Origin of the sequence: Sorangium sp. So ce394 (assembly GCF_051474665.1) — a bacterium.
GTDB lineage: Bacteria > Myxococcota_A > Polyangia > Polyangiales > Polyangiaceae > Sorangium > Sorangium cellulosum_D.
The window spans coordinates 10,219,963-10,244,214 of record NZ_CP150339.1 but is presented as its reverse complement, the minus strand read 5'-3'; the positions used below and the strand labels follow the sequence as shown (position 1 = coordinate 10,244,214).

At 71.4% G+C, this 24,252-nt stretch carries 14 protein-coding genes; 6 read left to right on the top strand and 8 right to left on the bottom strand.

Annotated elements, in window-relative coordinates:
* Window positions 1-1,139: 1,139 nt before the first annotated feature.
* The 3 genes from WMF33_RS37765 to WMF33_RS37755 all read left to right on the top strand — a co-directional run bounded on the left by WMF33_RS37765 (window position 1,140) and on the right by WMF33_RS37755 (window position 7,302).
* Window positions 1,140-2,471, top strand: coding sequence for a class I SAM-dependent methyltransferase (locus WMF33_RS37765; protein ID WP_437333145.1), 1,332 nt, complete (start codon window positions 1,140-1,142; stop codon window positions 2,469-2,471).
* 86 nt (window positions 2,472-2,557) lie between these two features.
* A complete protein-coding gene (locus tag WMF33_RS37760) occupies window positions 2,558-3,679 on the top strand; it encodes an aminopeptidase (RefSeq protein ID WP_437333144.1) in 1,122 nt (373 codons plus the stop codon).
* A gap of 1,352 nt (window positions 3,680-5,031) precedes the next feature.
* Entirely contained in the window at window positions 5,032-7,302 is a 2,271-nt protein-coding gene (locus WMF33_RS37755; protein WP_437333143.1) for an ATP-binding protein, read from the top strand.
* 43 nt (window positions 7,303-7,345) lie between these two features.
* On the opposite strand, the gene WMF33_RS37750 is transcribed toward WMF33_RS37755, so the two are convergent.
* From WMF33_RS37750 to WMF33_RS37735, 4 genes are all read right to left on the bottom strand, one after another.
* Window positions 7,346-7,864 carry a nuclear transport factor 2 family protein gene (locus WMF33_RS37750; protein ID WP_061628398.1) on the bottom strand — a complete coding sequence of 173 codons (519 nt, stop codon included), beginning with the start codon at window positions 7,862-7,864 and terminating at the stop codon, window positions 7,346-7,348.
* A gap of 116 nt (window positions 7,865-7,980) precedes the next feature.
* Entirely contained in the window at window positions 7,981-8,391 is a 411-nt protein-coding gene (locus tag WMF33_RS37745; RefSeq protein ID WP_437333142.1) for a response regulator, read from the bottom strand.
* 113 nt (window positions 8,392-8,504) lie between these two features.
* Window positions 8,505-10,877, bottom strand: coding sequence for a phosphoribosylformylglycinamidine synthase subunit PurL (gene purL, locus WMF33_RS37740; protein WP_437333141.1), 2,373 nt, complete (start codon window positions 10,875-10,877; stop codon window positions 8,505-8,507).
* Window positions 10,878-11,063: 186 nt separating this feature from the next.
* On the bottom strand, window positions 11,064-12,338 hold the full coding sequence (locus tag WMF33_RS37735) for a SpoIIE family protein phosphatase (protein ID WP_437333140.1): 1,275 nt from the start codon (window positions 12,336-12,338) through the stop codon (window positions 11,064-11,066).
* 325 nt (window positions 12,339-12,663) lie between these two features.
* Here WMF33_RS37735 and WMF33_RS37730 point away from each other — a divergent pair, with 325 nt between their 5' ends.
* Genes WMF33_RS37730 through prs form a run of 3 tightly spaced genes read left to right on the top strand, consistent with a single transcriptional unit; the run spans window position 12,664 to window position 16,633 of the window.
* Window positions 12,664-13,662 (top strand): LolA family protein, encoded by a 999-nt coding sequence (locus WMF33_RS37730; RefSeq protein WP_437333139.1) that lies wholly within the window; start codon window positions 12,664-12,666, stop codon window positions 13,660-13,662.
* Window positions 13,662-15,713 carry a class I SAM-dependent methyltransferase gene (locus tag WMF33_RS37725; RefSeq protein WP_437333138.1) on the top strand — a complete coding sequence of 684 codons (2,052 nt, stop codon included), beginning with the start codon at window positions 13,662-13,664 and terminating at the stop codon, window positions 15,711-15,713. Before WMF33_RS37730 ends, WMF33_RS37725 begins: the two co-directional genes overlap by 1 nt.
* On the top strand, window positions 15,710-16,633 hold the full coding sequence (gene prs, locus WMF33_RS37720) for a ribose-phosphate diphosphokinase (protein WP_437333137.1): 924 nt from the start codon (window positions 15,710-15,712) through the stop codon (window positions 16,631-16,633). The genes WMF33_RS37725 and prs overlap by 4 nt, the downstream gene beginning before the upstream one ends.
* Before the next feature lie 549 nt (window positions 16,634-17,182).
* Here prs and WMF33_RS37715 read toward each other — a convergent pair.
* The 4 genes from WMF33_RS37715 to WMF33_RS37700 are packed head-to-tail and all read right to left on the bottom strand — an operon-like array spanning window position 17,183 to window position 24,250.
* A complete protein-coding gene (locus WMF33_RS37715) occupies window positions 17,183-18,145 on the bottom strand; it encodes a hypothetical protein (protein WP_437333136.1) in 963 nt (320 codons plus the stop codon).
* Between the two features lie 10 nt (window positions 18,146-18,155).
* Window positions 18,156-19,199 carry a polyprenyl synthetase family protein gene (locus WMF33_RS37710; protein ID WP_437333135.1) on the bottom strand — a complete coding sequence of 348 codons (1,044 nt, stop codon included), beginning with the start codon at window positions 19,197-19,199 and terminating at the stop codon, window positions 18,156-18,158.
* Complete coding sequence (locus WMF33_RS37705; RefSeq protein ID WP_437333134.1) at window positions 19,192-23,154, bottom strand: hypothetical protein; 3,963 nt, start codon at window positions 23,152-23,154, stop codon at window positions 19,192-19,194. Before WMF33_RS37705 ends, WMF33_RS37710 begins: the two co-directional genes overlap by 8 nt.
* A 22-nt stretch (window positions 23,155-23,176) precedes the next feature.
* On the bottom strand, window positions 23,177-24,250 hold the full coding sequence (locus WMF33_RS37700) for a hypothetical protein (RefSeq protein WP_437333133.1): 1,074 nt from the start codon (window positions 24,248-24,250) through the stop codon (window positions 23,177-23,179).
* Window positions 24,251-24,252: the final 2 nt, after the last annotated feature.

Here is a 24,252-nt window from a genome sequence, read left to right as displayed (position 1 = left end):
GCGCGCGTCGCAGGGAGAGAGCGCGCGGGCCGCGCGCGTCTTCGGGCCTGTTTCGCGAGGAGCGGCGGTGGTCGCGCGCCGCACGGCGGAGAGGATGTGGTCGGCGCGCTGCTCGCCGCCGCGGGCGACGTCCGTCGCGCCGATGGCGGCGCGGTCGCGCCGCGCTGGGCAGCGGGTCCGCTGGCGGCGCGCTCCACGAGGAGGCGCTCCAGCGGGCCGTGACGTCGGCGCGGCGGGCGCGATCCCGAGCGTCGGCGCGCGTGCGCGTCGTCGTCGCGCGCGTGCGCGGCGTCGTCGTTGCGCGCGTGCTCGTGCTCCGTACTGGTGCGCGCGCGCGTGCTCGTCCTCCGTCCGCGTGCTCGTCCTCGTGCTCGTCCGCGTGCTCGTCCGCGTGCTCGTCCTCCGTCCTCGTCCTCGTGCGCGTTCTCGTCCCCGTCCTCCGTCCTCGTCCTCGCGCGGTCGCGTCGCCTTCGCCTCCGTGCGCGTGGCGCGTCGACCTCGCATCGTGGATCTCCGCGGTGGCGCCGCGCGCGCATCGCGCAGCGTCGCCTCGAGCAGCGCGGCCGCGGCCCACGGGCGCGGCGCGTTCCCGTCGCGCGCTCCGCGTTCCCGTCGCGCGCTCCGCGTTCCCGTCGCGCGCTCCGATCCGAGCACACCGCGCCGACCTGGACGATCGACGCTCCCCCGGGCGAGCGCGACGTCGATCTCCCGCCCTCCTGCCGTCCCCGGCCGTCCCGCGCGCCCGCACGGCGGACGATCGGAGAGGGGGAACGGACCGGCGGCGGCCGCTCGCGACCGGAAGGCCGGAAGAAGGTGGGGAGAAACTCGAATCATCTTCTCGATGTCCTCCCTTCGTCTGGAACATGAAACCTCCCAGACACAGTTCTGTTGTCAGGGCCTCCCCGAACACCTCTCCGAAGCTCCTGGCGCCCTGTCGACCACGTTCCTCCTGTCCCCGACGACAGCGCATGTCCGCGTCGTCCCCCGACCGTTGTGGGCGTTACGGGACTCGCTGCCATGGTGTCGATGAAATGACATGTCGCTTGACGGGAAAGCGCAGCTCGGTTCAGCTCGTCGGGCGGCCGGGGGGTCGCGGAGGGGGTCCGATGTTCATCGTCAGGAAGGGCGAAGTTCCGCTGTTGTCCCGTTGGGTGAAGGAGGCGACCTCGCGCCTGCTGGAGCGCTATGACGGGACCCCGTTCGAGCTGCGCTTGTGGGGCGGCGAGCGGCTGCGCCTGGGCGCGGGCGCGCCGGCGTTCGCCGTGACGTTCCGGACGCGCCGGGCGCTCTGCGAGGCGGCGCTCCGGGGCACGCTGGGGCTCGGCGAGGCGTATGTCCGGCGCGAGGTCACGTTCGACGGCGATCTCGAGGACTCGCTCGCCGGCCTGTTCCAGCTCGCGCGCTCGGTGCGGTCCGTGCGGTCCCTGGACGCGCGCTTGCCGCACCTCGCGCCCGCGCTGCCGTCGTTCGAGCGCGGCCTCTCCGGCGTGCTCGACGCGCTCCGGCTCGGGCTGCTCTCCGGCGCGGCGAAGCGCGAGCGGCTCGCCGTCGAGCGCCACTACGGGCTCGGCAACGACTTCTACCCTCTTTACCTCGACAGGCGCCTCCAGACCTCGTGCGGCTACTTCCGGTCTCCGGGCGAGGCGCTCGACGACGCGCAGGCGCACAAGATCTCCGTCGTCGCGCGGAAGCTCGCGCTCCGGCGCGGGCAGCGGCTCCTCGATCTCGGCTGCGGGTGGGGCCACCTCATGTTCCACGCGGCGGAGACCTACGGCGTGCAGTGCCTCGGGATCACGCTCTGCGAGAACCAGGCGAGGTACATCCGCGAGCAGGCCGCGGCGCGGCGGCTCCCGGTCGAGGTCCGCGTGATGGGCTGCGAGGACCTCGAGGGCGATCCGCGGTGGGATCGGCTCGTCTCCCTGGGCTCGATGTGCCACGCCGGCGCGCGCCGGATCGAGGTGTTCTACGACAGGGTGAAGGCGCTGCTCGCCGAGGGCGGCGTCTGCCTGCTCGAGAGCGTCACCCGCGAGCAGGAGTCGCCGCGGACTGACCCGTTCGTGCAAAAGCACATCTTCCCGGGGTACTGGCCTCCATCGGTCCAGGGGATGGCGGCGCGCGCCGCCGCGCGCGGCCTCGACGTGCTCGACGCGGAGAACCTGCGCCGCCACTCCGCGCTCACGGCGCGCTGCTGGCGCCGCAACTTCCTGGACAACCGGGAGAAGATCGAGCGGATCACCGGCTTCGACGGCGCGTTCCTGAGGACGTGGGAGTTCTACCTGGCCTGCGCCGCCGCCGCGTTCCGCAGCGGGCACCTCGGCGCCGTGCAGATGGTGCTGTCGAACGGGGCGCCGCGCGACTACCCGCTCGTGCGCGAGCCCCTGTACGCCGCGGAGGAGCCGTCGCTGCGGGACCGCGCGCCGATCGTCCCGGCCGTGCAGTTCAGCGCCTGGGGCGCCGCCGCGCCGTCCTGATCCCGGAGGCGCGCCGTCCCGTCGGCACGCGCGCCCCCCGCGCGGAAGAGCTTGTGAACCCCGCGCGGCCAGCTATCAGCTAGAGCATGAGCGAACGGCTGCCGGCCAGCGCCCATCGCGGCGCCGCGCCCTCGTGGTCTGCGTCGCGCCCTCGCCGCCCGGCGCGCGCGGGCAAGGCCGGAAGCGCGCTCCTCGCGGCCGCCCTCTGCGTCCTGCTCTCCTCGTGTACCCAGATGCGCTACATCGCGCAGGCGGGCCTCGGTCAGCTCTCGATGGCGTGGAGCGCCGAGTCGCTCGAGGACGCCGTCGGCGACGCCCGCAGGCCGTGGCGGACGCGCGCGCTCTTGCGCGAAGTCCCGCACATCAAGCGCTTCGGGGAGCGCCACGGGCTCACCGCGACCGACAATTACCGCACGTATGTCGAGCTCGATCGTCCGGCCGCGGTCTGGGTGGTCAGCGCGTGCGAGCCGCTCCGGTTTCGCTCCAAGACGTGGAGCTTCCCCATCGTCGGCACCGTTCCGTACGTGGGGTGGTTCGACCTGAAGGCCGCCAAGGAGTTCGCGGCGCCGCTCAAGGCGGCCGGCTGGGACGTCGACGTGCGCCCGGCGGGCGCGTACTCGACGCTCGGCTGGCTGGAGGATCCGGTCCTGTCCACGATGATCTCCAGCGGGGACGAGGCGCTCGGCGAGCTCGCCAACGTGGTGCTGCACGAGTCGCTGCACGCGACGCTCTACGTGAGGGGCCAGACGAGGCTGAACGAGAGCCTCGCGAGCTTCGTCGGGGACGAGCTCGCCAAGCGCTACCTGGATGAGCGGGTGGGCCCCTTCTCCGCGGAGAAGACGGCCTACATGCGGGAGCAGGAGCGGAGCGAGGCGCGGGCGAACGCGCTGCACGACGCCTACGTCCAGCTCGACCGGCTGTACGCGTCCTCGGCCTCCGACGCCGAGAAGCGGGCCGAGAAGGCGGCGGTGCTCGCCCGGCTCAAGGCGGAGATCGGGGCGCGCCGCTCGCTCAACAACGCGTCGCTCGTCCAGTTCCGCGTCTACAACTCGGGGGACGAGGAGCTCCGGGCCCTGCTCGCGACCTGCGGCGGCAGCTGGCCGAGGTTCCTGGGCGCGCTGCGGAAGCTCGAGCGCCACAGGTTCTCCGCGCCCCAGGAGAACGTCGGCCAGGTGATCGAGCCGCTGATCCGGGCCGGGTGCAGGTAGGCGCCGTGCGCGCGTAGGGCCGTGTGCGGCATTGCGCGCGTGCCGACCTGCGCGCCGCGTGCCGCGGTGCGCTGCGCGCGCGTGCGGTGCTGCGCGCCGCGTACCGTGCTGCGCGCCGAGGACAACGTGTGGCGTCAAAATCCGCTGCGGCGCGTCGCGCGGAGCGTCCGGCGTCCTTGCAATCGTGCGCTCTCATGGCGCAATGCAATGCGGTTTGCCCCAGGCGGGTGGACAATTCGTTGTCCAGGTAAGAATTCCGTTCTGGATCTGAACCCATCCGTGGATCGGACCAGTCCCTGCGGAAATGTATGACGGGCATCGCACCTTCGGGCGGTGCGCCCCGCGGCTGGCGACGGGCTTCTGCGGTTTTTTTGGCCGTGGGGGCCCGGTCGTGCGGGGGGATCGAGGTTGGCCCGACGGTTGCTGAATGTATCGGCCAGATGTCGCTCCCGTTCGCTGCTCGGTTTCATGGGGCCTCGGCGGGGGCGGCGCCCCTGGCACATCGTTCGCAGTGCAAGCCCCAGTCGTTGGGGGGCGCCGAGCGAGGTGATCGGCGGCATCTCTGCCGAGCGATCGTGACCCCGCCGCCACCCGGATGCCATGGACCTGCTGTCGGCTCCTTGTTGATTGACTTGTCGCCGGACGCCGGCGGAGAGCTTCGGTTCGCGTGATGATAGCCGCCTTGCGGGGCGATTAAGGAGGGATGAACGAGGCGCGCGCGACGCGCGTCGCCAGGTGAGATGGCTTAACGTGATCAGCTTGTCGATCTTGGTTCGAGCTTCTCTTATCTCTTGCAGCTCTCGACTTCGACTCCGCTTCATCGCTTCGCCTCCCCTTGCCCTTGCCCTCTGCTTCGCTTGAGCTTGCACCTACGGTCTCTGGTCTGCGCTTGATCCTTTGCTTCTCCTTCTTCTTTCGCTTTGACTCGCTTCTTTGATTGTCTTAACGTCTCGCTTCGACTTTGCTTCCCCTTTGCTCGTGCTTTCTTGCTTGGATGCGCTTCGCATCGCTTTCCTGGCTTTCCTGACTTCTCTCTCGTGACCGCGGGTCTTTCAGGTCCCTCCGGTGGATCCCCCCTCCATCGGCGATCCTGAGCGGCTCCGGTAGGTCCGCGGCTGCGGACCTCAGGCCGGCGGGCTCTCCCGACCGGCCTTTCTTTTTTTGTGCACACGGGCGCCGCCGTACGCGCGCCAGGCACGGCCTTACGGGGGCGCCCGTACGGTGGCCGAACCGCTCGACCCGGCCGCGGAAATCCACTAACGACGAGCCCTCCGAACGATCCGCGTGCCCTCCTCGCCCTCGCGGGGTCCCGTCGAGGGGGCGTGGGGAAGTGCCGAAGTGGAGGGCGGGACATGATGCAGGGGCACGGTGGGCGGGGGCAGGGCGTCGATCTCACGAATTGCGCGGTGGAGCCCATCCACATCCCCGGGCGGATTCAGCCGCACGGAGCGCTGCTCGCCCTCTCGCCCGGCGATCTCGTCGTCCGCCACGTGAGCCTCAATGTCGTCGCCGTGCTCGGGAGCGGGCCCGAGGGCGTCCTCGGGCGCCCGCTCCTCGACTTCATCGCGCCCCTGGCGGGCGGAGATCTCGAGTCCATCCTCCGGTCTCCGGATCCCGGCGCGCTGAACCCGCTGAAGGTGACCGCCAGGGGCGAGGGCGCGGCGGCGTGGCTCGACGCCATCGCGCACCGGGCGGGCGAGCGGCTGATCGTGGAGCTCGAGCCGCTCGATCCGCGCGAGCTTCCGGGCGACGTGTCGTTCTCGAGCGTGTACCGCGCGATCCACGCGGCGATCGAGCGGATCCAGTCGGCCGAGGGGCTCTTCGACGCGTGCGAGGCGACGGCCGAGGAGATCAAGCGGCTGACCGGCTACGACCGGGTGATGATCTACAGGTTCGATCGCGACTGGAACGGCGAGGTCATCGCCGAGGCCAGGGCGGCGGACATCGAGCCTTACCTCGGGCTGCGCTATCCGGCCTCCGACATCCCGCCGCAGGCGCGGGAGCTCTACCTCCGCAACTGGCTCCGCATCATCCCGGACGTCGACTACCGGCCTTCGGACATCGTGCCTTCGCCGGAGGCGCCCATCGATCTCAGCTTCTCCCAGCTGAGGAGCGTCTCGCCGATGCACATCCAGTACCTCAAGAACATGGGGGTCGGCGCCTCGATGAGCGTCTCGCTCATCCGCGAGGGGGTCCTCTGGGGGCTCATCGCCTGTCACCACCGCACGGCGAGGCCGCTGTCGTTCGAGATCCGGCAGGGCTGCGAGCTCTGCGGGAGGTTCCTGTCGATCCAGCTCGCGGCCAAGGAGAAGCTCGAGGACAGGGGGCACAAGCAGGCGCTCAAGGCCCTGTCGGCCGAGATCGTCGCGGCGGTCTCGCAGCGGGAAGATCTCATGGTCGGGCTCGCGGAGAGCGCCGGAGCGCTCATGAGGCTCGCGGACGCGCCGGGCCTCGCCCTGCTCCACGGCGAGGAGGCGACCGCGCTCGGCGCCGCGCCCGCGCCGGACGAGCTCCGGCGCCTGTACGCGTGGCTCCGGCGCACGGTCGCCGATCGGCCGGTGTTCCACGCCGAGTCGCTGTCGCGGGTCGACCCCGATTTTGCCCGCATCAAGGACGTGGCGAGCGGCGTCCTCTGCATCTCCGTCCCCGAGCCGGAGCCCTGGTATGTCGTCTGGCTCCGGCCCGAGGTGATCCAGACGGTGAGCTGGGGCGGCAACCCCGAGAAGCCGGTGGAGAGCACGGCCGAGGGCGCGGTGCTCGGCCCCCGGCGCTCCTTCGCGCTGTGGAAGCAGGTCGTCGAGCAGACCGCCGTCGCCTGGAAGCCCGCCGAGATCGAGGCGGCCGAGCTGCTCCGGCGCGCGCTCATCGAGCTCGACCTCACGCGGCAGGTCGGGCGGGAGAGGGCCGCGCGCGCCGCGGCCGAGCGGAGCAACGCCGAGCTCGAGCAGTTCGGGTACATCGTGGCGCACGATCTCAAGGAGCCGATCCGCGGGATCAAATCGTTCTCGACCTTCGTGATGGAGGACGACGGGGCGGCCCTCTCGGCCGAGTCGCAGGGCTACCTGCGGCGCATCGGCGACCTGGCCGGGAGCACGATGGAGCTCATCAACTCGCTTTACGAGTACTCCCGCGTCGGCAACGTGGATTTCTCCTTCGGGGAGGTCGACCTGAGCGAGGTGCTGGCCGACGTCGAGCGGCGGCTGTCCGGCTCGCTCCTGCAGCGCGGCGCCGAGATCCGCGCGCCGCGCCGGCTCCCCCGGGTGTTCTGCGACCGGATCCGGATCGGCGAGGTGCTGGCCAACCTCATCTCGAACGGCCTCAAGTACAACGCGAGCCCGAACCCCTGGGTGGAGGTGGGCTTCGACGAGCGCTCGGAGCCCACCGTCTTCTACGTCAGGGACAACGGCGTGGGCATCCCCGCGGATGAGCGGCACCGGCTGTTCACGATGTTCGAGCGGCTCTCGACCGCGGCGCAGTACGGCGAGGGGACCGGCTCGGGGCTCGCCATCACCCAGCGCATCGTCGAGCGGCACAAGGGGAAGATCTGGGCGGATTCGCCCCCGACCGGGGGCACGACGTTCTACTTCACGCTCGCCGAGGCGCCGCCCCCCGCCAGCCGGTGATCCCGGGCGCGGCCGTCGCCCGGCCAGGGCCGGAGCGCCGCGATCAGAGGCCGTCGTCGTCGGGCGCGCGCCGGGGGTGGACGGTGGCAGAGACGATCTTCCAGTCGCCGTCGACCTTCTCCAGCCGGAGCGCGACGGGCAGCTCGTCGCGTCGGGCCGGGTGGCCGTGCCGGGCGCCCGTGACGGTCGCCGTGGCGGTCACCTCGGCGGTCATGCCGGCCGGATCGACCTGGATCTCCGTGTCGCCGAAGCTCACGTCCGCGGTCTGGTAGACGACCGCGGCCTGGGTCGCGGCCGCGGCGAGCTCGTCGCGGCCGCTGAGCCGGTCGCTGATCTCGACGACGCGGGCGCTCGCCTCCTTCGTGAAGATCTCGGCGAACTCCTTGCGGACGCGGCCGTGGCGCACCAGCGGGTTGCGCTCGCCGTCGTCGATGCGCACCGCGTCCGCGAGCTGGGCGAGCCGGTCGCGGATCCGGTCCTCGTCGGAGGGAGAGAGCAGCAGCGCCACCGCGGCGAGGACGGCGCCGAGGGCGATGAGCCCGAGCGGGAGCCAGCGTTTCATGCGGGAAGTATAGGCGACGGGCGCCGCGCGAGCCCACCCGACCCCGGATGGAGCGCGGCAGCGCGCGCCGTCGCCGGCGCCGCGGGGATCCGCGCGATCGCGGCGAGCGCGCCCGCTCAGGCGGTCGCGGCGAACACGGCGAGGACGCCCACCCGGAGGGCCGTCTGGACGGCCTCGCGGAGCCGCGCAGAGCCGAGCACCTCTTTCCAGAGATACCCCGCGATGCCGAGCGACTGGGCCCGCGTCAGCATCATCGGCGCCGGCTGGCCCGTGATGAAGATCACCGGGGCCTCGGTGATGTGCTTGAGCTTCTCGAGCAGCTCCAGGCCGTCCATGTCGGGGAGGCGGTAATCGAGGATGATGCAATCGGGCGGGCTCGTCCGGCACACCTCGAGGGCGGCCTTCGCCGTCGGCGCCTCGATCAGCGTGACGTCGATGTCCGCCCAGTCCCGCAGGTAGCGCCCGTAGATCGTGCGATCGATCTCGCTGTCCTCGACGAGGAGAATCACGGCCTTCCGGAGCGCCATGGGCACCACTGTCCTTTGTCCAACCGTTGGACGCAAGTTGGACGTTGCACGCAGCGCGTGGGGAACCACCCCGAATACCGCGGGGGCATCCCCCGATACGATAGGTCCCGTCGCTAGCGCCCGACGATCGGCTCGAGGCACCGGTCGCGCGCGTCGCGCAGCGCGCTGAGCTCGACGTCGATCACCGCGCCGCCGCCCGCCGCGATCGTGAGCCGAGCCCCGCCGGTGGTGCCGAGCTCGGTGCAGGGCACGCCGGCCTCCCTGGCCTTCCGGGCGACCTCGGGGGCGTCCTCGGGCCGGACGCTGACGACGACGCGGCTCGGCGCCTCGCCGAACAGCGCCTCGGCGAGCTCCTCGCGCGCTCCATCGTTCGGCCCCTCCGGCAGCCGCACGCGGGCGCCCACCAGGGCCGCCGGGTCGTCGGCCGCGGCGCAGCACTCGCCGAGCGCGATCGCGAGCCCGCCGTCGGAGACGTCGTGCGCGCTCTGGAGGAGCCGCGGCCGCGAGCGCGCCAGGGCGAGGCAGAGCCCCTGGAGCCGCGCCTCGCGATCGAGATCGATGGCGGGGCTCGGCCCCTTCACCTCGCCGGTGTGGCGCGCGACGTACTCGGAGCCGCCGAGCGGGCCGCCGCGCGGGTCGCCGAGCAGGAGCACCGTGAGGCCGGCGGCCGGGAACGACGTCCGCAGCACGTCGCCCGCGTCCGCGACGAGCCCCACCACCGCGACCGTCGGGGTGGGCAGGATCGCGCGGCCGTCGGTCTCGTTGTAGAGCGACACGTTGCCGCTCACGACCGGCACCGAGAGCGCGCGGCACGCCGCCGCCATGCCGTCGATCGCGAGCGCGAACTGCCGCATGATCTCCGGCCGCTCCGGGTTGCCGAAGTTGAGGCAGTCGGTCAGGCCGATCGGCTCCGCGCCCGCGCACACCACGTTGCGGCACGCCTCGGCCACGGCCATCGCCGCGCCCTGGAACGGGTCGAGCTCGCAGAGCCGCCCGTTGCAGTCGCTCGAGAACGCGAGGAGCTTCTCGAACCGCTCTCCGTCCTTCTCGCAGGGGACGCGCACCACCGCGGCGTCGCTGCCGGCCCGGACCTCGGTGCCGCCCCGCACGATCTGGTCGTACTGCCGCCACACCCACGCGCGGGAGCCGAGGTTCGGCGAGCCCGCCATCGCGAGGAAGAGCTCGGACCACGAGGCCGGCGCCGGGAGGGTGCGCGGGTCGAAGGCCCGGCGCGCCGGCAGCGTGGCGTCGTCGCGCTGGGGGCGGTCGTACTTCGGCGCCGCGTCGGTCAGGAAATCGACCGGGAGGTCGCAGACGACGACCGGATTGCGCGGGGTGCTCGCGGCCGCGGCGCCGAGCGGGTCGTAGCCGGGCGTGGCGCGCACGACCCAGCGGCCCGTGTCGGTGACCTTGCCGATGATCGCCGCGTCGAGCTCCCATTTCGTGCAGATCTCGATGACGCGCGCCTCGCACCCGGGCTTCGCGACGAGGAGCATGCGCTCCTGCGACTCGCTGAGGAGCATCTCGTACGGGGTGAGCCGGGCGGCGCGCCGCGGGACCAGGTCGAGGTCGAGATCGAGGCCGCTGCCGCTCCGGCCCGCCATCTCGACCGACGACGAGGTGAGCCCCGCGGCGCCCATGTCCTGGACGCCGACGAGCAGGTCCTCGGCGAAGATCTCGAGGCACGCCTCGAGCAGGAGCTTCTCCATGAAGGGGTCGCCGACCTGGACCGTGGGCCGCTGGCTCGGGCCGCCCTCGGAGAACTCGTCCGAGGCCATGGTGGCGCCGTGGATGCCGTCGCGCCCGGTCTTGGCGCCGACGTAGAGCACGTTGTTGCCGATGCCGCTCGCGCGGCCGTAGAAGATGCGGTCGGTGCGGACGACGCCGCAGGTGAAGGCGTTGACGAGGATGTTGCCGTCGTAGGCGCGGTCGAAGAAGAGCTCGCCGCCGACGGTGGGGACGCCGATGCAGTTGCCGTAGCCGCCGACGCCCGCGACGACGCCGCGGAGCAGCTGCGGGGTGCGCGGGTGGTCGGGCCGGCCGAAGCGGAGCGAGTCGAGGTTGGCGATGGGGCGCGCGCCCATCGTGAAGACGTCGCGGAGGATCCCGCCGACGCCGGTGGCGGCGCCCTGGTAGGGCTCGATGTACGACGGGTGGTTGTGCGACTCCATCTTGAAGACGGCCGCGAAGCCGTCGCCGATGTCGACGACGCCGGCGTTCTCGCCGGGGCCCTGGATGACGCGGGGGCCGGCGGTGGGGAGGCGCGAGAGGTGCACGCGCGAGCTCTTGTACGAGCAGTGCTCGCTCCACATGACGCTGAGGACGCCGAGCTCGGTGAACGTCGGCTGCCGCCCGAGGCGCTCGCGGGCGCGCTCCCACTCGCTGGCCGAGAGCTTGTGCGCCTGCGCGAGGGTGAGGTCGACCGGCGGGTCGCCGGGGAAGGGGGTGGGGGCGGCGGGCGGAGGGGCGGCAACGACGGCGCTCATCGCGGGCCTAGCTAGCGCAAGGACGCGGGGAGGGGAAGCAGGGGAGCGGCCCTCGTCGCGCAGAGCGGGGCTCACCCGCACAGGAGCCGGGTCCAGATCGGCGTTTTCGGCGCGCAGGCGTGCTCCAGCACGCCGAGCACCGAAAACGTCGAGATGGGCCCGGATCCGCAGCGGGTGAGCCCCGCTCTAAGCGTCTCGCTTGACGACGAGGGCGGTCAGGTCGTCGATCTGCTTCGCGGAGCCGGCGAAGCGGCGCACCTCGGCGAGGAGGGCGCCGAGGATGTCCGAGGTGGGGCGCGCGTTCAGGCGGTGGATGAGATCGCCGACGCGCTCCTTGCCGAACACCTGGCCGGCGGCGTCCTGGTACTCGTAAAAGCCGTCGGTGAGCAGGACCAGGAGATCGCCCGGCGCCATCACCAGGGGGGGCGGCGGGGGGAGGTCGAGATCCTTGAACATGCCGAGGGGGACCGTCGTGGGATCGCGCCAGACGACCTGGCCCTCGGCCGCCCGGTAATGCAGGAGCGGGCCCTGCCCGGCCGCGTGGTAGCGGAGCTGGTGCGTGACCGGGTCGAGGATCCCGAGGAAGGCGGTGATGAAGCGGTCGTTCGGCAGATCCTCGATGAGCTGCTGGTTGATGTGGTGCATCAGCGCGTCCATGTCGGCCGAGAGGCGCAGGCCGATGCGGAGCATCGCGCGGAACTGCGTCACGCTGAGCGCGGGGCCGATGCCGTGGCCGGCCGCGTCCGCGAGCAGCAGGAGGAGCGGCGACATGTCCGCGCGCTCGTCGAGCCGGATGACGTCGTAGATGTCGCCGCCGGTGTCGTCCGCCGGCTTGCTGAACGCCGACAGCGAGTATCCAGGGCAGCGCGGGAGCCGGCGCAGGAGGATGTTCTGCTGGATGTCGCGCGCGATGGTGAGGTCGTGCTCGAGCTTGATCTTGATCATCCGCTCCTCGAGCAGGAGCGTGCGCTGCACGGCGACGGCCGCCTGCGCCGCGAGCAGCTCCGCGACGTCGCGCTCGTCCGGGCCGAAGTGGCCCACCGCCGAATTCAGCATCTGCAGCACGCCGACGAGCTTGTCGTCGAGCCCGATGAGCGGCACCGTGATCAGGGATTTCGTGTGATATCCCGTCCGGCGGTCGATCTCCGGATTGAACCGCGGGTCGGTATAACAATCGTCGACGACGATGGTCTGGCGCTTGCGCGCGCACTCGCCGGCGATGCCCTTGTCGATGCTGACGCGGATTTGCGTCTCGCCCGTGGCGACACGCGAGTAAAGCTCTTTGGCCTCGGCGTCGTAGAGGAAGACGCTCCCGCGGTCGGCGCCTATCACCTCCCTCCCCGTCTTGATGATGAGCTCGAGCAGCTCGGTGAGATCGCACGGCGCCGCGAGCTTGCGCGAGACGTCCAGGATCAGGATGAGCGACGACGCATCGATCAGGGAGGGAGTGCCCACGCGCATGCGGCCCGAGAGTTTGGGCTACGTGGAAATAGGGGTCAAGACATGGTCTCGCCCGGGATGCTCGCGGCGAGCCCATCGACCAGCGCGTGTCGCTTCCGCCGTCGCTTTCATCGTGATTTCCCTGGCGGTTCCGTCGTCGGGCCGCCGCGCTTCGCCCGGGGCGCTGCTTTTTTTCGCCCGGCGGCGGCCCCGCGCGCCGCGGCGACGACGCGAGATCGTCGATGCAGCGCGGCGGCCCGCGGGCCCCCGCGTCATCGGCGCTACCACCTCGGCCCTACCTGTCCTAGAACACGCGACGCACACGCCCCTGAAAGCGAGCTCTTCGATGATCCGCCTCCGCCTCGCCGCCCTCGCCCTGCCCGCCGCCCTGGCCGCGGCGGCCTGCGACGCGCCGTCCGCTCCGGTCGGCGCGGCGCCCGACGCCGCGCCCTCCGCCGCCGCGCTGCCGGACCCGCCGCCCTCCGCCGCCGCGCCGCCGGCGAGCGCCCCCGCGGCGCCCGCCGACGCGAGCGCGGTCGCGGCCGACGCGGCGGCGCCGGCCGACGCGGGCGCGACGGCGGAAGACGCGGGCCGCAAGCCGTCTGGCGACGCGGGCGGCGCGGCGGTGGCGCGCGACGCGGGCGGCGCGGCGGCGGCGCGCGACGCGGGCGGCGGGCGCGCCGAGGCGCCGGCGGCGACCGGCGCGTCCCCGCCGGTCGCGGAGGCGCCGTTCGTCCCGCCGCCCGAGCCCGGGTCCGCGGACGCCGTGGCGGCGGAGGTCGACGCGATCTTCGTGGGCAAGAAGACCTATGTCGCCCGCTTCAAGCAGGAGCACACCCAGAAGATCTCCGGCGCCGTCAAGAAGCAGAGCGGCGCGCTGTCGGTCCAGAAGCCGGACAGGATCTCGTTTCGCTACGATCCGCCGAGCCGGAACCGCATCGTCTCCGACGGCGTGTCGCTGAAGGTCTACGTCGCCGAGGACCGGCAGATGTTCGTCACGCCGGTGAAGAACTCGGAGTATCCGGGCGCGCTCTCGTTCCTGATGGGCCACGGGCTCCGCCCGTCGTTCACGTTCACCTTCAACGAGAAGGCGAGCTTCGAGGGCGGCCCCGTGCTCATCGGCAAGCCGCGGGCGCCGACTCCCCACTACGAGCTCGTGATGTTCTATATCGACAAGGCGCTCCTCGCGAAGAAGGACCCGGGCGTCGTGCGCCGCGTCCTCATCCTCGACGCGCAGGGCAACCGGAACCGGTTCGACTTCGAGAACGCGTCGCAGCCCGCGTCGATCGATCCCGCGGAGTTCCAGTTCACCCCGCCGCCCGGCACCGACGTCAAGCAGAATTGATGATTCCGCGCCCCTCGCTGCCGGAGCTGTTTCCCGACTTCCATCCGGAGTGGATCCTCGCCGAGGACGCGGATCTCATCGTCGTCGACAAGCCGGCTGGCCTGTCGACGCACGCGCCGGAGGCGGACCGGATCGACGACGTGGTGACGCGCCTCCGCGCCTTCCTCCGCGGCCGGGGCGACGCGGAGGCGTACCTCGGGATCCACCAGCGGCTCGATCGCGACACGTCGGGGGTCCTGCTGTTCACGCGGCGGCGCGAGGCGAACGCCGCCGTCGCGCGGCAGTTCGAGGGGCGCGCCGTGCAAAAGACGTACGTCGCCGCCGTGTCCGGCTTCGGCGATCGCGCGCCGCGCGGCACGCTGCGGCACCGCCTCGTCCCGGCGCCGGGCGGCGCGATGCGCGCGATCGCCGAGGCCGGCGCGGGGCGAGAGGATCGGGGCGCGGGGCGAGAGGATCGGGGCGCGAGGCGAGAGGATCGGGGCGCGAGGCGAGAGGATCGGAGCGCGAGGCGAGAGGATCGGGGCGCGAGGCGAGAGGATCGGGGCGCCGGGCGGGAAGACCGGGGCGCGGGCGGCCAGGAGCGAGCCGCCGGCGGCGCGCTGGCGATCACCCGCTACCGGCTCCTCGAGCGCCGCGGCGACCGCGCCCTGCTCGAGCTCCGGCCCGAGACCGGCCGCACCCACCAGCTCCGGGTGCAGCTCGCCGCGATCGGCCTGCCCATCGCCGGCGATCCGCTCTACGGCGGCGCCGAGGCCCCGCGCCTGCTCCTGCACGCCGCCGAGCTCCGCCTCGATCACCCGGCCACCGGCGCGGCCGCGACCTTCCGATCGCAGCTGCCGGCGGCGTTCGAGGCGTGGCTCGCGGACGCGCCGGCGGACCCCTACGCGGGGGGCGTCGCGGCCGTCGAGCGCGCCATGCGCGAGGCCGCCGAGCGGCGCTACGCCGTCGCGCGCGCCGGCGACACCACGGCGTTCCGGCTCGTCCACGGCGCGGGCGACGGGCTCCCCTCCCTCTCGGTCGACCTCTACGGCGAGCACCTCGTCGTGGCGCTGTTCGGCGCGGGCGAGGGCGAGCCGGGCGCGCCGCCGCGCGACGTCGTGCTCGACGCGGCCCACCGGCTCGGGGCGAGGGGCGTCTACCTCAAGGTGCGCCCGAAGCACGCGAGCGTGATCGTCGACGCGCGGCGCGAGGAGTTCGCGCCGCGGCACGCCGTCCGGGGGGAGAGCGCCCCCGAGGAGCTCACGATCTTCGAGCACGGCCTGCCGTACAAGGTGCGGCTCGGCGACGGGCTCTCGACCGGCATCTTCCTCGACCAGCGCGAGAACCGGCGGCGCGTGCGCGAGCTCGCCCGGGGCGCCCGGGTGCTGAACCTGTTCGCCTACACGGGCGCGTTCACCGTCGCGGCCGTGGCGGGCGGCGCGCGCGAGAGCGTCACCATCGACGTGTCCCGGGGCGCGATCGCCTGGGCGCGCGAGAACCTCGACGCGATCGGCGCGGACGCGGCGGCGCACGTCGTGGTCGAGGCCGACGTGTTCCCGTGGCTGAAGGCCGCCGCTCAGGCCGGCCAGCGCTTCGACCTCATCGTGCTCGATCCGCCGAGCTTCGCGACGACGAAGAAGAGCCGCTTCAGCGCGGCGAGCGATTTCGGGGCGCTCGCCGCGCTCGCCTTCCGACTGCTCGCCCCGGGCGGCCGGCTCCTCGCCTGCACCAACCACCGCGGCATCGCGCGCGCCAAGTTCCGGCGCCATTTGCACGAGGCCGCGCGTGAAGCAGGATGCGACGTCGTGCAGATGAAAGACCTCCCCGATCCCGTCGACTTTCCGAGCGAGCCGGGCCTGGAGCCCCACCTGAAGAGCGTGCTCGCCACCGTCGGCGCGCCGGCGGCCAGGGCCGGCGCATCCGCGAAGGGCGCGCCGGCCGCGAAGGGCGCGCCGGCCGCGAAGGGCGCGCCGGCCGCGAAGGGCGCGCCGGCCGCGAAGGGCGCGCCGGCCCGCGGCGCTCGCCGAGGGGCCGCCGCGCCGGCCCGGGCGCCTCGCCGGGGGGCGCGATGAGCCAGCGCCGTCTCCTCATCACGATCCGCTCGTACGCTTACCTGGAGCCCGCCTTCCTCGCCGCGGGCGACTTCGAGCGCGGCCTTGTCGAGCGCAAGAGCTTCCCGGACGGCGAGCGCTACCTGCGGGTCGCGGTCGACTGCTGGGGGCGCGACGTGGTCCTGCTCGGCGGCGCGCCGCAGGACCTCGACTGGCTCGAGATCTACGACCTCGGCTGCGCCATCTCGCGCGCCGGGGCCCGGTCGCTCTCCATCGTGATGCCGTATTTCGGCTACGCGACCATGGAGCGGGCCGTGAAGCCGGGCGAGGTGGTGACCGCGAAGACGCGGGCGCGGCTCATCTCGGCGATCCCGACGTGCGACGCGGGCACGCGCATCTTCCTCTTCGATCTGCACACCGACGGCATCGAGTTCTACTTCAGCGACTCGCACGTGACGCGCCACCTCTACGGCGCCCCGCTGATCACGCAGGCGGTCCGCGAGCTGATGGGCGATCGCCCGTACGTGCTCGCGGCGACGGACGCCGGTCGGGCCAAGTGGGTGCAGAGCCTCGCCCGCGGCCTCGGCGTCGAGCCGGCGTTCGTCTACAAGGAGCGGCGGGGCGACGGGGTCGGCGTGACCGGCGTCAACGCCGACGTCTCGGGCCGCGAGGTCGTCATCTACGACGACATGGTCCGCACCGGATCGTCGCTCGTCCAGGCGGGGCGCGCCTACCTCGCCGCCGGGGCCTCGAAGGTCCACGCCGTCGCGAGCCACCTGGTCCTGCCGGGCGACTCGCTCGAGAAGATCAGGAAGACGGGCGTGTTCACGACGCTGCTCGGCACCGACTCGCACCCTGGCAGCCAGCAGCTCGCCGACACGCCCGGCGCCCTGCATTCGGTGGCGCCGCTCGTCGTGCGCGCGCTCGAGCGGGAGATATAGGGCATCTCAGGCGAGGGGCGATTCCAGTACCGCATCGTCGGCCCTGAAGTTGCCCGTCGAAATCGCGTTCGCGCGGCTCCGCCTGGGCCGCAAGCGCTTCGCGCACGTGCTCAAGCGCGGGCATCGATTGCGGTCGACCCTGCGTTCCTGGCTTCCGCTGGAAGCTCCGGAGAGCCGAGCGCCCGGTCCCGTGGAAGGGGCGGCCTGGTCCGACGAGCCCGCGCACGCGGAGTGACGCGCCGGCCTGAGCCGCGAGGCGGCGCCGGAAGGTCAGGCTGCGCTGCGACGACGACGTGCGCCCGCACGCCGTGCGGCGGTAGGCTCTGCATCGGCCTGCCGAGGGGCGAAGCTGGGCCGCAGTGGACGAGCTACCGCGGGCTGGCTGTGGCGTAAAGGCGGCCCCGCCTCCCTGCGTGGATACCTCGTTGATACGGCGTTGCTCTTCCAGGAGGGAGCGGATCGCAAGGCATCTTCTGTTGCCTCGGGGGTTTGGGGCGGAGGGAAGGCGACGCGGAGCCCCGAATGCTCGCCCGAGACGAGCGTCATGGCTCACCCTTGACCTCCGCCAATCGGCTTGCCTTTCCTCCTCCCCACCGCGCCCGAGCGCGCGCGCCATGCGACGCGCTCGGTCTCGATCGCGGCCGCGTGCTGTTCGACGATCTTCTTGAGGGTGTCATTCATGACCTTCGCGATGTCGCGGCGCGTGCTCTCCCTGTTCAGCACGTCGCGCAGGTGATCGAGTATCGCCTTCATCGTGTCGGGCTGGCGGATCGCCTCGTTCGCGTAGCTATCCCAGTAGTCGCGGAGCTTCGGATCGGTGATCGTGTTGATCGTGACCGCGACGGCTGTGTTGTGCTCGTCGGTAGACGCCGTGAACTCGATCGCATTGACGTCGAGGAGCAGATAGCGGTCTTGGGTGTGCGCCGTGCCCGTGACCGTCGCCGACGAGCTCTTGAACGTGATAGAGAACGTCCCGAAGCCGTCCTCGGTCCACGGCGGCCCGCCGGGTGCACAGGTGACGCCATCGTTGGAGGGACAGCACGGCTGGTGGATGTGGTAGTTGCCCTGGACCGTGATGCCGTCGGCGTGCGGCCAGCTCGTGTCGCCCGAGAACGTCGCCGTCGCGGTCGCGGTCTCGCCCGAGGTGACGCGCGGCTGACCGATCTGAACGTTCGAGAGGCCGCGTACCTGGAACGGAATCGCGCCGTCGAACCGGATCCGGCTCGGGCCCGCGAAACTCAGGTGTGGCGCGACCGAGGCGATCCCCTGGTTGTACTCGCCACTCATGCTCTCGGGAAGCGTCGAGAAACAGATCATGCTGCCGCCGGTGCGCAGCTCCTCCGCGCCCGCGAGCGACCACTCGCCGTCGATAACGTAGGGCTCGTAGGTCGGGTTGGTCTGGCCGGCGACCAGCTTTGGCAGATAGAAGTCCGTCGCCGGGTTCGTCATGTACTTGTAGAGGACGTTGAGCAGGAGTTGCAGGTAGAGATCGGGCGGGTCGTTGTGGTCCATGGCGGTCTCCTCAGGCCGGAGCCGGGATTGGCAGCGGGGCGCCAAAGCCGCGATCGACAACGTACATCGCGAGCCGACCGAGGAGCGCGGCGACGGTCGAGGCGGGCAGATCGGCGAGGCATTGACAGGCTTCGAGCGCCTCGCGCCGCGCGTCGTCGTAGGCGCGCTCGAAGCCTCGCGTGCCGACGGCCGCGGCGGCGAGCGTGGCGAGGTCCTCGCCCGTCTCGTCGCCGCGCATGTGGATCGAGAGCGCGTGCCCAGGGCCGAGCTCCTCGACGGCATTGATGAGCGGCAGCGTCCAGCAGCGCTGCGCGAGATCGGTGTACGCGTCCTTGCCGCTCGCCGCAGGCGCGGCGGCGAGGTCGAGGAGATCATCCATGATCTGGAACGCGCGGCCGAGGCTGCGGCCATACTGGCCCAAGCACAACGTCGCGCGCGTGCCCGCGCCGCCGAGCGACGCGCCGACCTCGCAGGCGAGCCCGAACAGGATCGCCGTCTTGCGCTCGATGGTCGCGCGGTAATGGCGGCGCAGCGCCTCGGGCTCACTCGTGTCAATGCCGCGGAGCTCATCGAGCTCGCCGCAGCAGATCCGGAAGCCGACGTCGAGAACGAGCCGCACGATGCCCATGTCGGTCGCCGTATCGACGCTGCCGGCGAAGATGCGGATGGCCTGGATGAACTGGAGATCGCCGACGAGCACAGCCGTCTGCACTCCGCGCGCGGCGTGCACGGCACGGCCGTTGCGGCGGAGCTCGGCAGAGTCGACGATGTCGTCGTGGATCAGCGTCGCGACATGAAGCATCTCGAGCGAGACGGCCGCCTGAACAGCCTTCAGCGATACCTCGCCTTCCGCCTCGGTCGGCCTCACGGCGCGCGTGGCAAGCAGGAGCAGGAGCGGGCGCAGCCGCTTGCCACCCGCGTAAAGCTGGCGCTCGACTTCGGTGAGGTAGCGCGATTGCGGTTCGAGCGCGCTCGCCAGCGCGGCCTCGAAGCGCCAGCGGTCGGTCGCGACGAGCGCCCAGCCGTCGGCGATTGGGTCTCGCGTCTCACGCATGCGGCGCCTCGCGCGCATGGAGCAGCGCCAGCGTCTGCCGGTAGGTGAGCCCGGCGAGCACGTCGTGGTCAGCGCGCCAGCGCGCCAGCGCGGCATGGCGTTCGCTATCGCGCGCGGCGACGCCGTCGAGCATCGCGAGCAGCGCCTCGCCGAACGCGGCGCTGCCGTCTTGCGTCGCCGCCGCGAGCGAGGCGAGCGAGCGGCGTCCGTGCGGCGTCGCCGCAACAGCCTGCCAGTCCTCCGCGTGTGCGTAGTAGGCGATGAGCACGTCGCGTGCCGACGGCCGCTGCGCGAGGTCGACAAGCACGCGCGCAGGCAGCACGAAGCGCGGATCGGCGTCGAGCGTGTGCGGGCTGTACAGGAGCGCGGACGCGGCGCTCAGACTGCACATCTCGAAGGTCTTCGCGAACACCGCGGCCGCGGCGTCGAAGGAGATGCCGAACGCGTTCGCGAGGGCTTCGGCTGCTTCGACGAACGCATAGCCGAGCGACCTCAGCGCCCGCGCGACCTCCTCGACCGAGCTCTCGAACAGCGCGATCATCGCCTTCGCGACGCCGTAAGCGCCGTCGGCGAACGCGATGAGCTCATCACGGATCGCCTCCAGGTACGCATCAACGTTGCCGATGATCTTCTCCCAGACCTTTCGCGCGTTCTTGCGCATCCACTCGAGCAGCGCGTCGCCGAGCCTCTCGAGCGCGTTGCCGATGTCCGCGAGCGTGATCTCCGCCGTGAAATCGAGGTGGAGACCGTGCCAGTCGAAGCCGACCGCGAGGCGAAAGTCGCCGCTCACGCCGCTCGACCAGGCCAGCGACAGCCCGAGCGCGAGGCCGGCCCGCGGCGCGTGCAACGAGACCGCAGGAAACACGGAGACGCCCTCGACCGTGACCGCGGGCAGGTCGACGTCCAGAGCGAACTCGAACTCCGCGGACGCGGCGAGCCTCTTCTGGCCGGCCGAGAGGAAACAGCTCAGGGTCTCCTCGATGCCGAAGAAGGCGAACCTGTACGAGAAGTCGAACGTGTCCCGGCTGACGCTGATCTTGACCGCCTGGCGCAAGACGCCGAGCAGCGACACGGAGGCGTCCATCTGGAGGTAGGTCGCCGAGAGCGTCTCGGCGCGCATCGGCGCGAGCCCAGTCGCCGACGCCGCGAGGACGAGCGGCGGCTCGAAGGGCAGCGCCGACAGGCGTCCGCGCGTGCGGTCGACGAGCGCGGCACCGGTCGCGAACGCCGCGGTGTCGATGAGCAAGCTCGGCCCGCGCCCGCCGTCCTCGTCGGCGATGACGAGGACGTCGCTGCCGACGACGATCGGCTCGTCAATCCCGCCTTTCGCGTAGATGCCGCGGCCCGTGTTGACCGCGAGATCGAGGTGGACGTTCCACTCGTACAGCGTGAGGTCCGCGGTGATGCGGATGCCCGGTGGGAAGTGCTCGCTGCCGATCGTGAAGCCGGCCGGATCGTCGACGATCGCAAAATCGAGCCGCCGGAAGCCAATGTCGCGCAGCACCGGCACGCTGGCGAGATCGAGATGCGTGAACGCCTCGACGAGATCGGCGAGCATGAGCGTCTGGTCGGTCGCGTCGAGGCCGAACAGCAGCGCGCTCGGCACCTCGAAGTCGAGCATACCGCCGCCGATCGTGAAGCGGAACTGCCGCGGCTTCGTGCCGATGAGGAAATGGCCGAGGAAATTGATCGCGACGCTCCCCGAGAACGTGAAGCCGATACCGAAGGACTCGATCGTGAGGCCTTCGATGCCGAACGGCTCGCGCCACTGCTGCACGAGCAGGCTCAAGGTCGCCGCCGGCGGCGTCATCGTGACCGAGCCCGCACCAGTCACGGTAACCTGCCCAGCACCGATCTCGAGCCGCGCGCTCGCGCTGACCGTGAACGTCGTCGCGGCCGGCGCGAACGCGATGCGAAAGTCGATGAAGCGGAGCGCCCCGTGCGCTTCGATCGCGCGAAGACGCGCCTCGACCGTCGAGTTGGCCGGCGTGCGCATATCGAGCTGCGCCAACAGATTGAGCACGACGTCGCCGCTGAAGAGCTTCCCTAGCAGGTCGAGCCCGCCGCCCTTCAGGCGAAGGCCTGCGAACGCGACGATCCCGGGCTTGACAGACGTCGGCAGGCTCCGCTGCTTGAGGATCGGGATATCGATAAAATCGGTCGCGACGCTCGAAACGAGCAGTCCCGTGTCGGTGAAGCTCAGGCTGTCGAACAGCGGCTTCAACGCGGGCAGGAGATCTCCGGGCGACCACGTCGCGGGCACGACGAAGCCGGCGAGGAAGCCAGTGTGCCGGCCCTCGCGGCGGACAGCGAACCAGACCGTGCCGAGGTCGATGCTCGCGGTCGTCGCGCTTGCGGTGGCGTAAAAGGTATAGGTCGAGCTCGCGAGCGGCAGCGAGTCCGGCGCGATGACGATGCCGGCCGTCGCCGCCGTAATGAGGATATCCGGCACGCCCTCGGGGGGCGGCAGTGTCGTCAGCGTGCGGATGAGCGTGTCGAGCGACTGCACGCGATTGAGCCTGCCGGTCAGCGCGAACGCGCCCGGAATCGACCAGCGCCCATCGATCGTGAACGCGCCGATCGTGGCCGTCGCGGCGATGCTGCCGCTCGTCTGACCGTCACGGCGCGACAGCGACATCCATGCGCGCTCAAGGCTCGCGTCGACGGGCCCGAGCGGGATCGACCAGCCGCCGGAGATGCCAGTCGTGAGGTCGAATGCACCCTGCGCCGGCACGATCTGGAACGCGAGCTCGTCGACGACGAGATGTTCAGGCACGGCGGTCGGCAGCAGCCGGTCGAGCACCTGTCCGAGCGGAATCGCCGAGCCGTCCTCGAGTACGGCAAACAGCATGACCTGCGGCGCCGTGCCGCCGACACGCAGCACGCCGCCAGGCCAGGCGATCGTCGCGGTCAGCGCGGCGGTGACGCGGCGCGTCGTCAGCGGATCGGTTACCTGAAGCTCGAATCGAATATCGCGCAGCTCCGTACCTTTGTACAAAGGCCAGCGCGGCGCCGCGTCGAGCGCCAGCACGATCGCGGAGATCGCGCGCCGGCGCGAATCGATCATCGCTGTGATCGCCGCGGCGGCGAACGTGCTGCCCGGATTGTAGAGCGACTCCGAAGGCAGATTCGACTCGAGCGGCGCATCGTGAACGAGCGCGGCGAGATCGCCGAGGCCGACCTCACCCTGCACCTGCAGCTGCGCGACGAGAGCCGCGCTGGCGATCGAAAGACCGATCGACAGCGTCGCCGTCACGCGCCCGAGCGGAACGGTGCCGTAGCAGCCGAGCGTCGCCTGCGAGCCCCATTCCGTCTTCGGCGTGCCGCCGCCGGGCGGGTACACCTGCGCCGAGACCGCGACCGCGCGGAACGCGAATGTCAGCGCGACGTCGCGCAGCGTGCCGACGGAGAACGGCTGCTCGATCGCGTGGACGAACGCGAAGGTCGGTACGCCGTGCTCGATCGCGACCGCGCCCGCTAGCGGCACCGTCGCGATGCTGCCGAACAGCCACGCATGCGGGCCGGCCATGTCGAGCACGGCCTCGACGGTGAGCCCTTCCTCGATGTGCGCGCGCGAGTCGAGGGCGAGGGCGAACGAGGACCACGCGAGCGCATCGGCGAACGACTGCGCGAACGGTGGGAACGACGACGAGAACGTCCAGCCGGCAGCAGGAGTCGCGGCGAGCGTCATCTGGACGCCGGTGCCGTCGTCGCGGAAATACGCGGTGAACTTGGTCTTGTCGAGCGGCGCGGCCGTGCCGATGCCTGCGGCGACGACGTGGCCTCTCGCGGCGTCGATCGCGAGCTCGGTGAGCGTCGCGCGCATGCGCCCGTCGACGAAGTAGGTCGACAGCAGGCGTTCGAGCGCGCCGGCGCCGAACGCGTCGGCGGCCAGATCGAGCGCGTCGCCGGGCGCGGCGCGCTGCAGGGCGGTGAGGATCTGTTCCAGCGTCATCTCATCCTTCGGCGCGCGCGGGCTAGATCGTGATGTCCGCGATCACGGGCAGGTGGTCGCTGATGGCGTAACGGTAGAGCAGGAACGCGTAGCCCATCGTATTCAGCGCCGTGCTCATGACGGGCGTGAATTCGCACGCCTTCGTGAACGCCTTCGCGCCGCTGGGGTACGCCAACACGAATTCGTTCGCGATCGTGCGCAGCTGCGAGCCGCGCGCCGGATTGCGGATCGCGTCGATGCAGTCGATCGGGTGCGCGTCGTTGAAGCCGGCTGCGCGGTAGTACACATTGTCAATCGTCGCGTTCGGCCGCCGATAATTGACCGACGTATGCGCCCAGCTCAGGATGTACCGCCCCCACGCCGCCACCGCATCTTCGAACGTGCCTAGAAGCGTGCTCTGGTTCAGCGCACCGCCGGGGAGCGCGGCCGCGCAGCCCGACCCCTCGCCCGCGCCGACGTTCGGCGGCGGCGCGGCGGGCAAGGGATTCGTGAGCGGCTGGAAGTAGAGCGCGTCGACCTGGGCGTCCATGTTGTAGTCGCCGCACAGCGCGCGGCGATCGACGTCCTCGGGCGCTCCGTGGCGCGTCACCGCGTAGAGGGCAGGGGTGGCCGCGAGCTGCTGGACGCCGAGCACGGCCTGGTTGTTCGGCGGCGCGTGGTACACGCTGACGGCGAAGTTCGATGCCGTGTCGGTGGTGCGGAACACGTTGTGGGCCGCGCGCCTCCCGTTGATCGCCGAGAAGTTGTTCGGGAAGTCGAGCGTCGACAGGCCTGCGGCGCCCGCGATCGCCTGAAAGTTCACGGAGGCATCGGTGCGCCAGAGGATCGCGTAGCTCTCAGTGTCGCTGGCCGGGCGCGCTGGCGTCACGTAGGTGTCCCAGGCCTGGCCGGTCGCCGCCTCGATGTCGAGCTCGATAGCCTCCGCGATCTGCGGGGCGACGCTGTAGCTGAGCTCCATGAGCACGACGATGTTCGCGTTCGACTCCTGAATCGTGTGCGACACGAACTTCGCGACCGCGACCTTATTCGGCGTCAGCGCGTACTTGGTCGGGCCGTAAACTTGAATGTTCCATGACAGCACGCGGAGGTTCGCCATGA